General features: G+C 38.1%; 11 protein-coding genes. 1 reads left to right on the plus strand and 10 read right to left on the minus strand.

What is annotated here, in order from left to right; all coding sequences use genetic code 11:
* Window positions 1-102 precede the first annotated feature (102 nt).
* From CYP64_RS06770 to CYP64_RS06780, 3 genes are read right to left on the minus strand one after another with little or no spacing between them, the layout of a single operon-like run.
* Complete coding sequence (locus tag CYP64_RS06770) at window positions 103-990, minus strand: hypothetical protein (RefSeq protein WP_103649167.1); 888 nt, start codon at window positions 988-990, stop codon at window positions 103-105.
* A gap of 50 nt (window positions 991-1,040) precedes the next feature.
* Window positions 1,041-1,262 carry a hypothetical protein gene (locus CYP64_RS06775; RefSeq protein WP_021091847.1) on the minus strand — a complete coding sequence of 74 codons (222 nt, stop codon included), beginning with the start codon at window positions 1,260-1,262 and terminating at the stop codon, window positions 1,041-1,043.
* A 32-nt stretch (window positions 1,263-1,294) separates the two neighbouring features.
* On the minus strand, window positions 1,295-1,588 hold the full coding sequence (locus CYP64_RS06780) for a putative quinol monooxygenase (RefSeq protein ID WP_103649168.1): 294 nt from the start codon (window positions 1,586-1,588) through the stop codon (window positions 1,295-1,297).
* 161 nt (window positions 1,589-1,749) lie between these two features.
* On the opposite strand from CYP64_RS06780, the gene CYP64_RS06785 reads away from it, so the two are divergent.
* Window positions 1,750-4,203, plus strand: a complete 2,454-nt coding sequence (locus CYP64_RS06785; RefSeq protein ID WP_103649169.1) for a molybdopterin-dependent oxidoreductase — start codon at window positions 1,750-1,752, stop codon at window positions 4,201-4,203.
* 49 nt (window positions 4,204-4,252) lie between these two features.
* Here the strand turns inward: CYP64_RS06785 and CYP64_RS06790 are convergent, their stop codons facing one another.
* The 7 genes from CYP64_RS06790 to CYP64_RS06820 form a co-directional block, all read right to left on the minus strand.
* Window positions 4,253-6,085, minus strand: a complete 1,833-nt coding sequence (locus CYP64_RS06790) for a dynamin family protein (RefSeq protein ID WP_103649170.1) — start codon at window positions 6,083-6,085, stop codon at window positions 4,253-4,255.
* Window positions 6,078-8,165, minus strand: coding sequence for a dynamin family protein (locus CYP64_RS06795; RefSeq protein ID WP_103649171.1), 2,088 nt, complete (start codon window positions 8,163-8,165; stop codon window positions 6,078-6,080). Before CYP64_RS06795 ends, CYP64_RS06790 begins: the two co-directional genes overlap by 8 nt.
* A gap of 96 nt (window positions 8,166-8,261) precedes the next feature.
* Window positions 8,262-9,269 carry a tRNA (adenosine(37)-N6)-threonylcarbamoyltransferase complex transferase subunit TsaD gene (tsaD, locus tag CYP64_RS06800; protein ID WP_103649172.1) on the minus strand — a complete coding sequence of 336 codons (1,008 nt, stop codon included), beginning with the start codon at window positions 9,267-9,269 and terminating at the stop codon, window positions 8,262-8,264.
* Complete coding sequence (locus tag CYP64_RS06805) at window positions 9,266-10,558, minus strand: M99 family carboxypeptidase catalytic domain-containing protein (RefSeq protein ID WP_103649173.1); 1,293 nt, start codon at window positions 10,556-10,558, stop codon at window positions 9,266-9,268. The genes tsaD and CYP64_RS06805 overlap by 4 nt, the downstream gene beginning before the upstream one ends.
* Window positions 10,558-11,793, minus strand: a complete 1,236-nt coding sequence (locus CYP64_RS06810) for a uracil-xanthine permease family protein (protein ID WP_103649174.1) — start codon at window positions 11,791-11,793, stop codon at window positions 10,558-10,560. The genes CYP64_RS06805 and CYP64_RS06810 overlap by 1 nt, the downstream gene beginning before the upstream one ends.
* Window positions 11,780-12,889 (minus strand): 1-deoxy-D-xylulose-5-phosphate reductoisomerase, encoded by a 1,110-nt coding sequence (gene dxr / locus CYP64_RS06815; RefSeq protein WP_103649175.1) that lies wholly within the window; start codon window positions 12,887-12,889, stop codon window positions 11,780-11,782. Before dxr ends, CYP64_RS06810 begins: the two co-directional genes overlap by 14 nt.
* Window positions 12,871-13,602 (minus strand): phosphatidate cytidylyltransferase, encoded by a 732-nt coding sequence (locus tag CYP64_RS06820; protein WP_084041191.1) that lies wholly within the window; start codon window positions 13,600-13,602, stop codon window positions 12,871-12,873. Before CYP64_RS06820 ends, dxr begins: the two co-directional genes overlap by 19 nt.
* Window positions 13,603-13,766 lie beyond the last annotated feature (164 nt).

Genomic DNA, 13,766 nt, shown 5'->3' on the forward strand with positions numbered 1-13,766 from the left:
CTAGCTTTTTAAATTAGTTGGCTAAATTGGCTCTTTAAATTCAAATCTAAGTAGAAATTTAAAGAGTCAATCCAGCCCCAAAATTTCAGCCTAAAGCCAAAGCTAAGCGAGAATATCCTTTGACTTTAGCTTGTTTAGCTTTTGCACCAGATCATCAAAGCTCGCTCCATTTTCGACCTCGCGCCTGATAAATTCCTCAAAAAACTCACGTTTTATGTCTTTATCCGTGTAGGTCACGCTCTTTTTGGTAACTTGCATAGGCTTAAATTTCTCTTCTTCCATCTCTTCATCGCCATTTTCTCTAACTGGCGTAAGAGCGATATTCTGCAGCACATCAGCGATATTTTCGCCCTTTTCATAGCTTGTTTTTAGAAATTTCAAAAACTCATCTTTGCTATTTTTATCAGCGTAGCTTACACGATGCAACATAGGCTGACCCAAGAATTCTATACGTTTTTTAGCCGATGTTTGCTCGTAGTGCAAAGCCCTATCTTTGAAAGAAATTTTCACATTTGCATGCTCGCCAAGTATCCTTTCGGCGGTAAATTCCAGCCATTTATCTTTAAACTCATCGATACTTAGATCAGAGTCTAGTAAATTTGTAGCCTCACGGCTTAGATAAAGAGCGCCAAAAGCATTGTTAGTTATTTTGTTATTTACATTCATTTTGTGATTTTTGATGAACTCATCTACGCTAAAGCCGTTTTTCTCGCTAGTGATGATGGAGTTTAGTCGCCAAAGCTTCGTACTATCAATGAAATTTTTAAGGCTAGAGATTTCATCTTTGCTCGCTCCGTTATCAAGGCCATTTATCTTGCCCCAGATAGAAATTTTGTCATTTGATGAGTAGCCAGAGAGCGGTAGATGTTTGATATCCACAGTTTTGGTGGGAATTTCTACTTTGTCTAATTTTGCGTTTGTGGCTTGGCGCTTACTAAAAGCGTCTTGGTAGTTAAAACTTTGATTAAATCCATTTAGTGTGTTTATCATGTCAAATCCTTTAACACAATATCGGCAAACAGATTTAAATTTTAAGTGGATTATTTTTTATTGCGGTATTTTTCAAAAATGGCGATCATTTGGTATGAGTTTTGGGCGATTTTAAATTTATTTGGATTTTTGCCAAGTAGCTCTTCTCTTAAAGAGTCGATAAATTCTCTATCTTTTTTGCAAGCCTCAAAGCTCACTCGCCCCCTAAGTACGGCCATAAATATAATATCAGCAGTCGCATTTATCATCTCAAGCATTTTTTCTTCGCTCATTTTTTTAAATTTTGCCCTTTTTTAAGCAAATATTATTCCTTTACGCTTACAAAATTTATTATTTTCACCTCTTGACTCTCTTTGCAAGCCTCTAGTGCAGCCGCATTTTTCACCATGTGAGCGCTCTTCATGTGCTCTTTTTGGCTCTCTAAATTTTCCCAGCTCTCCATAAAGCAGTATTCGCTTTTACCACCCACAACCATGCCGCACTCGTAGCTTATGCAGCCTTTATCTTTCCTTGAAGCTGGCACGATCTCTTTTAAAATTTCTTCAAATTTCGCCTCACACCCAGCTTTTAACTTTACATTTACATAAAATCCAATCATCTACCCATCCTTTAAAAATTTTTGGCTAAAATAGCGCAATTTAGACGCAAGTTTGCGTATTACATTACAAGGCCTTTAAACGATGAAATGATACAAAACCCTAAATTTATAATTTCTAAAACCAACCAAAAACAATAAATTTAACCAAAATCGGAGAGAAAATGAAAAGACGAGACTTTTTAAGATTAAGCGCATTAGGCGCGGCTAGCCTTCAAGCAAAAGAGCTTGGAAGCGCAGAGCAAGCGTTATTTGACAAACAAAGCGGACTAAGCGCAAATAAATTTGGCCCATTTTATGTAAAAACGATCGCAGGTCGCGTGGTCGAGACCGTGCCATTTGAGGGCGATGCTTATCCAAACGAGCTAAATAACGCAGTCATTGACTACATCCAAAACGAGAGCAGAGTAAAATATCCATTTGTTAGAAAGAGCTTTTTAGCCAATCCAAACAACCCAAAACCAGAGCTTCGTGGTAAAGAGGAATTTGTGCGTGTGAGCTGGGACGAGGCTATAAAGCTAAGTGCAAAAATTTTAAAAGAAAATTTTGATAAATACGGTGCTGAAGCGATCTACGGACAGGTTTATCAGTGGGGTAGCCTTGGCAAAGTTGGCCACAGCCAAAAGACCGCAAAAAGGCTACTTAACGTGCTTGGTGGCTACGTAAATGAGCTAGGTGGCTACTCATACGGCGCAGCGACTGTCATCATGCCTCACGTCACTGGCTTCGTCGATCCTGCGCTAGCGCCAACAAAGTGGGAGGCTATCTTAAAAAATGCCAAAACGATCGTATTTTGGGGCACAAACCCAGTCGTTTCAAACAAGATCGCCATTGGCGTGCCGCTTCATAACTCATATAAATACTACGATGAGATCAGAAAAAAAGGCGCGAGTGGCGAGATGAAAATTTATAGCGTCGATGTTTATCACAACGATAGCGCAAAGTACTTTGACTCAAAATACCTTGAAGTCGTGCCTTGCACCGATACAGCAATGATGATAGGTATGTGTAACTACCTTTATGAAAAGGGACTTTACAGCAAAGAATTTATAGAAAAATACACAGTTGGCTTTGATAAATTTAAAGAGTATATGCTTGGCAAAACTGACGGAGTAAATAAAAATTTAGCTTGGGCAAGCAAAATTTGTGGCGTTAGCGAGCAAGATCTTGCGAAATTTAGCGAGGATCTAGCTAAAAATGACTCAGTGATAATTAGTGGCTATGCTATTCAAAGACAAGATCACGGCGAGATGGCATACTGGGCGCTTGTGACGCTAAATGCGATGCTTGGACACATCGGCAAAGAGGGTTGTGGCTTTGTCACAAATGATGGCATGCACAAAAATGCTGATGAGAGCTTCATAGCGCCTAAACCAGCGGCGTTTGAGACAAAGGTGCCTCAAAAATTTATTGATAGTGGGCTGGTGCCAAAGACAAAGGGCTATGAAATGCCAAACTCAAGGCTCATAGACGCGCTTCTAAGCCCAGGCAAGGAGATAACAAGAAATGGTAAGAGCTATAAACTGCCAAAGATTAGGGTAATGTTTAACGCAAATGGCTCGACTTTCACAAGGCATCCTGACGCAAATAGAGCGATAAAAGCTATGCGAAATGTCAATGCTATCATCACTTGCGAGCCATTTTGGACAAGTACAGCTAAATTTAGCGACATCGTCTTGCCAGCTGCGCTTGAGTACGAGCGAACTGACATCGAAATGGCAAATTCAACGAGCGAGTATTTATTTGCAATAAAGCCACTTGTTAAGCCATTTGGCGAGAGTAAGAGCGATTACGAGATCGCAAGACTGATTGCCAAAGAGTGGGGCAGGGAAGAGGCATTTAGCGAGGGTAAAAGCGAGCTAGAGTGGGTCAAGACAATATATGAAGATGCCGTTAAAAAGGCTGCTGAGCTTGGGTATGAGAGCATGCCAAGTTTTGAGGAATTTTGGGAGAAGGGATATTTTAGATTTGACAAGATCGATGAGAAAAAACGTTACTTTACAAACTACAAGAAATTCCGCGACGATCCAGTGGCAAATCCGCTAAAAACGCCATCTGGCAAGATAGAAATTTACTCTGAAACGGTCGCTAGCTTTGGCTATGATGACTGCCCACCGCATGCAGCTTGGCTTGAGCCATTTGAGTGGCTGGGTGCAAAAAATAAAAAATACCCTATCGCAATTAGCGGCGCACACTCTAAATTTAGGCTTCACTCACAGCTAAATAACTCCGTGCTTCGCAACTTTAACGAGATCGCAGAGCGCGAGCCAGTGCTTATAAATCCAAAAACAGCCGAGTCTAGAGGGATAAAGATGGGCGACGTGGTACGTGTGTTTAATGATAGAGGCGAAATTTTGTGCGGTGCCTTTTTGACCGAGGACGTGCCACAAAATGTCGTAATAGTAAGCGAAGGTGCTTGGTACGACCCTGAAAAACCGGGCGAAAAGAGCCTTTGCTTGCACGGAAATTTAAATGTGCTCACAAAAGACGTGCCATCAAGCAAGATGAGCCAGAGCAACACCGCTCACACAAGCCTTGTGAATGTCGAGAAATTTAAAGGCGTGCCAAAGCGTGTAACTGCATTTGACGCACCAAAGATCGGCGTAATGCGCGCATAAAATAAAAGCTATCCTTAAATGGATAGCTCTAAGCTTTAAAAATTTTTATTTATCTTAGTAATAATGAATTTTCACAAAGCTCTTCAATCTTTGAAATTTGCTCTTTAACTCTTGCTTTTAAGCCATCAAGCATTACTATTTTTAAAGTATAAATTTCATTAAAATCACTCTTTATATCAAGCAAAATTTTATTTAAAAACGAGCTATTTGAGCACATTAAAGCTTCAAACTCATAAAGACTAAAAGCATCAAGCATACGCTCATAGACGTCTTTTGCACTTGGAATATAAAGTGGAGTATTCATCTGCAGATGCGACTCTAGCGTCTTTTCTATCTTTTGCTTTATAAAATAAATCGCGAGTTTGAGCGCGTTTTCATAGTTTGAGGCTAGTTTTATATCAAGCTTTTCAAAAAACAAAGAGACCTTTTGTGTAGCCTTAAATTTAGCCGTTTCATACTCTCTTAAAAAATTTTCATATGTCCGTCCGGCATAGGTATTTATGGATTTTGTTTCGTAAGCTAAGACTTGATCATCAAAACTAGCGTAATTTTCATAGCGAGATTTGTATATTAAAAATTTATCCTCTAAATTTTTATAAAGCTCATTAAATGCTGAAGTTATCGCATTTTCTAGCTCTTTTACATCTTTTTTGTAGCGTTTAAAAAATTTATTAAAAACTACATCTTCGTAGATAAGTTTTGAAAAGACTTCGTCGCTATCAAGACTTATTACCTCAAAATTTTCACGCTTATAAATTTCTTTGTTTAAAAGCGTCTTTGAAGCGTTAAATTTTGTTTTTGAAAAAGGCTTAAGTAGCTTAAATACCTCATCGGCAGCAAGTTTTATAACTTCACTCATTTGACTATATCTTAAAGCGATCTTTGGTTTAAACTCCTCTTTTATCGCCTCTAGCCTCTCATCTAGCGAGCCACTAAATTCATCTAAAATCAACTGCGCATTGTCATAAATTTCTAGATGTTTTTCTTGCTCGTTGGTTAGGAGTTTTACGATCTTTTTTGCCCTTGCTTTTATGAAATTTTCTTTAAAGCTCTTGTCTAAAAAGTATTCTTTAATAGCCTTTAGAACTTCGTTAAAATTTGAAGCTTCAAGTAGGCTTTTGTCATTATTTGTGATGCCAAGAAGAGCTTGCTTTGACGAGATAGCGATGATATCCTCAAAAAGCTCGCCATAAGTTTGCCTAGCGTGCTTTAGCAAACTTTCAAGCTCCTCCTCGCTTAGCTTGTCTTTTTGGTTGATTAGGCAGATCGCTTTTAGATCATTGGCTTTTAAAATTTCTTTGATACTTTCAAGCTCGCTTGCCTTTGCGGCGTTGTTTGCAAGGCTTAGCCATATTGCGCCGCTAACCTTTTTTAGTGTATTTTTTGTCTCTTTTGTGTCAGCATCTCTTAGCGAGTTTAGGCCAGGAGTGTCGATGAAATTTATCTCTTTTAAAATTTCACTTGGTGCATAAAGCGTCATACCAGAAACTTGATCGCCTAGCTTATTTAGCTCGGCTAGATCGCTACTTGCTAGCAAGCTTTCGCTACCGTTTATAAATTTCACGCTTAGAAGTGGCATCTTTGCAAATTTTAGCCTCACAGCCTTTGCGGTGACTGGAGTTAGTCCTGATGGCAAGATATCTTGACCAAGAAGTGCGTTTAAAAATGTTGATTTCCCACTTGAAAATTGACCGATAACAGCTATTAGTGGTGGCTCATTTAGAGTGTCTATTAGTAAATTTAAGCTCTCTTTTATCTGCTCGCTTATATGCAAGCTAGGATCGTTTAGATCATTTACGAGCCTAGCTAGCTCACCCTTAAAATCATTTGTAAAGACCTTAAAATATCTCGCTTTGTAGGCATTTATAAACTCATTAAACATTTTTAATATCCTCTAAAAGTGAGCAAATTTCATCTTGTAAGGAGGTCTTTTGTTTAAGCTTTGAAATTGAGCTTTGATTTTGTAAATTTAGCTCATTAAGTTTTTCATTGAGCACTAAAAGTCTTTGGCTTAAAGCCTCTTTTTGGCTCATCTCATAAGCCTTTACTCGCTCTTTTAGCAGCTTTTTTTCATGTTCTGCTAGTGTCTCGCAAAACTGTGATATGCTTTTATTGTTAAGTAAATTCTCTCTTAAACTTAAAAGCGCCTCATCTGGCTCATTTTTGCTTAAAATTTTAGCTTCAAGCTCATCTAAAAGCTCTCTAAAATCAAGCTCTACGCCCATTTGCTTTAAAAAGTCATTTATACTAAAAACTTTATTTTCACTCACCTTAAAGCCATCAAAACTTAAAGCGATATTTTGCTCGCATGACTTTGTTTGCACCAAAGTTTCATTTCTAGCCTCTCTCATAAGTGCCGCAACTCCGTCACAAAGTGTAGTTTTTGCTATTTGTGTAAGACGCTTTAGATTTAAATTTTCTCTTTTATTTTTGCAGTAAGCGATCTCACTCTTAATCTTTTCGTTTAGATTTTGTAGTAGTACTTCAAGCCCCATTTTATAGATATCTTTTGCATTTTTATCATCGAGTTTTTTTAGCTCGCTTTCTAAAAATCTTTCAAGTTTTGTGAAATTTTCATTAAGAGAATTTTTGATATTTGCTTGCTCGTTTTGCAAAGATTCTAGCTCTAAACCAAATGCTTTAAGCTCTAAAATTTCAGCCTTTGTGGCTTCGAGTTTTGCTTTTAAAATATTTTGCAATTCTTTTTGATATGAGCTTAAAATGAGAGCTGATTTTTTAGAGTCTTTGCCAAAAAGTACATCGTAAAGATACTCTTTAAACTCCTGCACGCCACTATTTAAAGCACCATCAAGATAAGCCTTTGCACTAAGGGCAAAATAATCTATCTTGATGTCATTTATCTGCTCGCCAATCGCCTTTTTTACGTAGTTAAGCGTTTCATTAATACCCTTTGCGTCTAACTCGTCAGCGTGAGTTAGCACGATAGCAACTCTTACGATGTGCGAGTTTTCAAGGCATTTTTTCAAAAATAGTGCGTCTTTTTGCGTTGCGCTTTGCGAAGCATTCATGAGATGAGCCAAAAGGTCGCACTCTTTCATAAAATTTGTAGTTATTTGCTCTCTTAAAACGATCGCATCATCTATGCCCGGAGTGTCTATAATGCAGACATTATCTCTTAAAAGCTCCAAATCGTCGTAAAGCTCAACGCTTTTTACGAGATTTGCTGTTTTTGAGCTTGAAGATGTATAGTTTTTGATCTCATCTAGGCTGATCTCTACGCTACTAGCTGGTAAATTTTCGCTTGAAAGTCCAAGCTTTTCTAGCTCGTCTGGGCTATAAAAATTTACCTTTGCATGGCTATTTGATGCATGCTTTAAGATGGTTAAATTTATGGTCTCAGGCACATTTGAAGTGCCAAGGACGGATTTATTTAAAAGCGCATTTAAAAGGGTTGATTTGCCAGAGTTTATGATGCCGCTTACTGCGATGTTAAAAAGCGTTTCGTTTGATCTTTTTTTGGCGTTCTTTAAGGCTTGTAAAAATTCTTTATCTTCATCAATCATACTTACTTTTTCATTTATCTCATTTAGAAAATCTAGGCTCTTGTGAAAATGATCTTTTGGCTTTACATTAGAAATTTCAGCCTTATTTTGATTTGAGTTTTTGCTTATAAATTTTATTAAAAAATCAAATTTTTCATGGCTAATTATCTTTTCATCACATAGCTTTTGTAAGTAGATTGCGAGTTCATCACTTGAAATTTTTGCTTCATTTAGTGCTTTTAGTGTGGCTAGCTGTGCACTTTGTATGCTAAAGATATCAAGTCCAACGCCTAACTTTTTTAAGATAGTTCTAAACTCGGCAAGAGCCATAAACTCATCTAAATTTTTCTCATCACAAGATAAAAGAAGCGCCAGTAGATCTGGGTAAAAAGGTACGCTCGCATCAGTGTTGGCGTAAATTTTATTTAAATGCCAAGCGTGATTTAAAAACTCGTCCATTAAAGATTCTTTTTTTGAAATTTTTTAGATTTTATTACGTTTTTACTTACGAAGCTATCAAGATTTAGGCGCAAAATTTTATATTTTTTAAAAAGTTTAATTTAACTCAAGCTTTTTAAAGCTAACTCTTGGGTTTATATTTAGCTCGCTATGGCTTACAAACTCGCCTTTTAGGTACTTCTCACGTCCCGCTCTTGCTATCATTAATGCATTATCAGAGCAAAACTCAAGTGGAGCTAGCAAAAGCTCGCACTCATTTTTTTGACAAAGCGTTTCAAGCCTTTTTCGTAAATTTAGATTTGCACTTGCACCGCCAACTACGCCAAAACGCTTAAAATCTCTTAAACAAAAGACCTTTTCAAGCTTGTTTAAAATGTGCTCACAGGCAGTATTTTCAAATGCGTAGCAAATATCTGCGATATCCTTTTGTGTGATATTTTCTAGCTTAGAAATTTCGACTCTGACTTGGTTTTTAAGCCCTGAAAAACTATATTCAAGGCGCTTGTCGTGAAGAAGTGGAATGGTAAAATGAAACCTCTCTTTGTCTTTACAAAGTAGGGCATTTTGCTGCACCACGACACCGCCTGGATAGCCAAGATCAAGCATTTTAGCAACCTTATCAAAGCTTTCACCAAAGCTATCATCGCCAGTGCTTGCAAGCTCCAAAATTTCATCATTTTCGTCAATCTCTAGGATTATCGTATGCCCACCACTAACTAGTAGGACGCCAAGTGGAAAGGTGGCTTCGCGATCTAAAAATAGTGAGTAGATGTGGCCAACTAGGTGATTTACGGCAATTAGCGGGATATTTAGAGCCACGCTTAATGCTTTTGCCATGCTGACGCCACCTATTAGGCTCACACTAAGACCTGGCTCATTTGTCACAGCGATCGCTTTTATATCTTTAAAATTTGGCAAGATATCATTTAAAAGTGCTGGCAGTGCCTTCGTATGAAGCCTAGCTGCAAGCTCAGGAACCACGCCACCAAAGATAGCGTGTTCCTCTTCTTGAGAAATTTTTTTATAATAAATCTTCTCTAAAGTGCGTTCATCTATTAGTGCGACCGAGCTATCATCGCAGCTACTTTCGATGCCAAGTATCATCTAAACTCCGCTAAGATCATGCCAGCAAATTTCTCTTTGCCATCTTCGTTTTTATAAAACTCGACTCTATAAATTTTGCCATCTTTATCGATGCTGTAGCTTTTATTTAGGCTATTTTTAGTCACTTCTTGCTCGCTCTCATCGATACTTTTTGTACCGTATCCTATGACATTTACGCGTACGTTTTTGAGCGCTTTAATTTTAAAGCTCTTTTTCACGCTAAATTTATCGCCACTTTTTAATGTAAGCTCGCTACCGTCACTTATTAGTAAAAATTCCTCAAGTGGCTTTGCAAACTCAAAATATTGTGGTTTTAATCTAGTAACAAAGCGGTTACCGTACTGCACTTTGAAGCTACCATTTTCTTTTATAACGGCTATTAGCGGATTTGGTGAGCTATAGTTTAACTCACCTTTTTTAAGTGGAACAAAATTTATTAAAGGTTTTAGATTTTTAAGGCTTATCGCGTATGAATTTTCAAGCTCGAGTCTGATCTCTTTTTCGATTGCCTTTTTTACGCTTTTAACATCAAGGTTAAACGGCCTAGTAAAGCTGATGCCAGCCTTTTTCATATATTCTTCAATGGCGATTAGATGGTAATAAGTCCTTTGCTCGGCGTTTAAATTTTTACTAGCTTCGTTTGCAAAGGCTGATTTATTTTGCGTGATAGCATAGTAAGTTAGGCTTTTTAGCATCTCTTTATCACCCATCGCAGTGTGCGTATTTTTGATGTGATACTGGTGCTTTTGATCTATTAGATGCTTATTTAGCACATCTTTTACGCTTGAAGCGATACTTTCAAGCTCTGGATATTTTGAGCCAGGAAGCGTGCTTTGGTCTATTATGCAAGTATTGCCCCATTTATCTGGATTTTCGTCTTTGTTTATAAATTTATCTCTGTAATATCCGCTTCCATCGTGCAAATTTAAGATGAGCGTAACGTTTTTGTCGGTTATGACGTCTTTTATCTTCATCACTGAGTTGTAATCAGGATCGTTTTTATCTACATGGGCAAATTTTCTATTCATATCGCCTTTTGTGCCACGACTTCGCTCGATTATGCTTGGGAAATTTAAATTTGGCACAACCCAAAGCGAGCCTTTTGTGATGTTGTAGTCGGTAGCCACGATAGAGGCTGCCAAAAAGCCACCCGGCTCATCGCCTTGAATACCGCCGATTAACAACATCGTGTTTTCGCTTGGCTCACCTTTTTTGATAAGCGCATAGTCTAAAGTATTGGCTAAACTAGCAGTGGCAAAGGTTAGTAAAAAAAGTAAAAATTTACGCATTAATATCCTTCGTAATGCTTTGTCTTTGGTAAAAGCAAATTTAAAACTATGCCAGTAACCGCGCCAAGACCTATACCTGAAAATTTAACCGCACCAAGGTCAAGCACCATGCCACCGATGGCAAAGATGAAGATGAGGGCTACGATTATCATGTTTCTAGGGTCTGCAAGGTCAACTTTATTTTTTATAAGTGTCTCCATGCCAACGCTTGCGATGATGCCAAAAAGTAGCAGCATGATACCGCCGATGACTGGGGCTGGGATAGTTGAGAGCACAGCTCCTAGCTTGCCAATGAAGGCTAGCACGATGGCAGTGATCGCCGCAAAGGTCATGATTGCTGGATTATAAGCTTTTGTAAGGCTAACTGCGCCTGTGACCTCTGAGTATGTAGTGTTTGGTGGGCCACCAAAAAAGGCAGCAAGCGAAGTGGCAAGCCCATCTCCAAGGAGCGTATTTTTAAGGCCTGGATTTTTTAGAAAATCCTCTTTTGTAACATTTGAGATAGCAAGCATATCGCCTATATGCTCGATCGCTGGAGCGATGGCAATAGGTATCATATAAATTATCGCTTCAAACTCAAATTTTGGTGTAGTGAAATTTGGCATTCTAAACCAAGGTGCATTAAAGATAGGGGTAAAATCAACCATGCCAAAGCAGTAAGCTACGATGTATCCGACGATAATACCAAGCAAAATAGGTATAAGCCTAAACATGCCACGTCCAAGCATCATCACTAAAATGGTAGCCACTAGCGAAATGCCAGCGACGATCATCGCCTCATTTTGAGTATAAATTTCAGTGGCTGATGTTGCCATTTTGACGGCATTTGGAGCAAGGATTAGGCCTATTGTCATGATGACTGGGCCAACGACAACTGGAGGCAAAATTTTATGCAAAATTTTCTCTCCGCCAAATCGGACCACGAGGCTTAAAACAACGTAGAAAAATCCAGCAAATATAACGCCTCCCATCGTCACGGCTATGCCCCATTTTTCGATACCGTACTGAAGTGGCGCGATAAAAGCAAAGGAGCTTGCTAAAAAAATAGGTGGAACATTTTTTCTAGTGATTATCTGAAAAAGCAGCGTGCCAAGACCGGCCGTAAAGAGAGCTACGTTTGCATCTAATCCCGTAAGTATAGGCACTAATACTAGTGCACCAAAAGCAACAAATAAAAACTGAACACCAATTAAGCTTTGTTTGGGATCAAATTTATAACCCTCATACCTTTGCATTTAACATCCTTTTTGCGTAATTTCTAACTTCTTTATCAGCTTCAAAAATTTCATCAATATTTGAAATTTTAATATTTCTAAAATTTTTAACAGAGCTTAAAACGAGCTTTGAGATATCCAAAAACGAGCATTTTTTCTCTAAAAAGCTAAATACTCCAATCTCATTTGTAGCATTTATCACTACACCTAGATCAGGGTTTGCTAGTACTTCATCTTTTAGCGAAAAAATAGGATATTTTTTAAGGCTTATCTTATGAAATTTTATATTTTTTAGATCAAGTAAATTTGCATGTGAAACGATATTTTCACTGATATTTTCAAACATAGCATGAGCGATAGCTAGCTTCATATCAGGTCGCGAGAGGTGCATCGTGCTTGAGCCATCTATAAATTCAACTACGGCATGTATCGCAGAAGTTGGCTCTATCACAGCCTCGATCTCCTTGATGCCATAAAGCCAATAAGCCTCCATTACTTCAAAAAGCTTATTTGCCATCGTCGCACTATCAATCGTGATCTTTGCACCCATATCCCAGTTTGGGTGTTTTAGTGCGTCACTTGGCGTGGCGTCTTTTAGAAATTTGATCGGCTTTTTATAAAATGCGCCGCCACTTGCTGTGATGATGAGTCTTTTTGGTGCAGTTTTGTTTTCTAGTAGAAATTTAAGTCCAAAATGCTCGCTGTCTATTGGTAAAATTTCTCTAGTCTTTAGAAATTTGCCGCCAACAACAAGACTCTCCTTGTTTGCAAGCGCAAGCCTTTTGCCAAGAGTTTGCGTCTTTAAACTAGGAGCAAGGCCAGCAAAGCCAACAAGGGCGTTTATTACCTTTTTTGAGCTTGAAATTTCTAGCATTTGTAGCAGTCCAGCCTCGCCAAAAAAGATATTTTTAGCTTCTATGTTTTTTACATTTTTAGCTAGCTTTTCATCGCCTACGCAGACAAATTTTGGCTTAAATTTTAAGATTTGCTCATTTAGTAAATCTACATTTTTAGCGCAGCTTAACGCCTCAACCTCTACGCCAAATTTTTCGCAAAGGTTAAGGGCGTTTTTGCCGATTGAGCCAGTTGAACCAAGTATTACCACGAGAGCGACCAAAGTAGGGCGACTACGCCAAATAAATAACCATCTATCCTATCAAGCATGCCACCGTGTCCTGGGAAGAGCGAACCACTATCTTTGACACCGCAAAGTCTTTTTAGGTAACTCTCAAACAGATCTCCCCAAACCGCAAACACGCAGACTAAAAAGCTTGAGAATAAAATTTGGAAAAATCCTTCAGTTACAAAATTTCCAACAATGCAGCCAATCACTGTGCCTATCGCCACACCGCCTGCTGCACCTTCAATTGTTTTGTTTGGTGAGCTTGGACTAAATGGATGTTTGCCAAACATTTTGCCAACAAAAAATGCACCGCTATCGCTTGCAACTACGCTTAAAATAAGCCATACAAGATAGCCTACACCATACTCTGAGTACAGCATCCACATCATAAAGATCGGCGTGGTCGGATAGACAAAAGGTGCGACTAGCTTTAAATTTTCACTTTTTATGTGAGCTAGGATCGAAGCAACTAGCATGATAGCAAGGATCGCTATGAATATTGGATTTGTAAAATATGTAAGCACATAAAAAGCAAGTGCGGCAAAAACTAGCTGTTTGTGATCGATATTATAAAGCTTGAGCGACTCATTAAAAGCAAAATAAAGCACAGCGCCAAGCAAGATAAAATTTAAAATATAATTATCAATAAAAAAAACTACCAAAATAGCAACAAACATCAAAACGCCAGTGATTATACGAGATTGCATATCCTCTCCTTAAAATCGTTATTTCGCTGTAATTATAACACTTAAATTTTAGACGGCGTTTATAAGAGTAAAATTTGATTTAAAAAGCATTTTAAGCTGGTAAATTTAGACTATTTTGGCGTTAGTAAAGATTTAAATTTGCTTTTTAAGCACACAAATAAAGC

The sequence above is a fragment of the Campylobacter concisus genome (assembly GCF_002913945.1).
Lineage (GTDB): Bacteria > Campylobacterota > Campylobacteria > Campylobacterales > Campylobacteraceae > Campylobacter_A > Campylobacter_A concisus_P.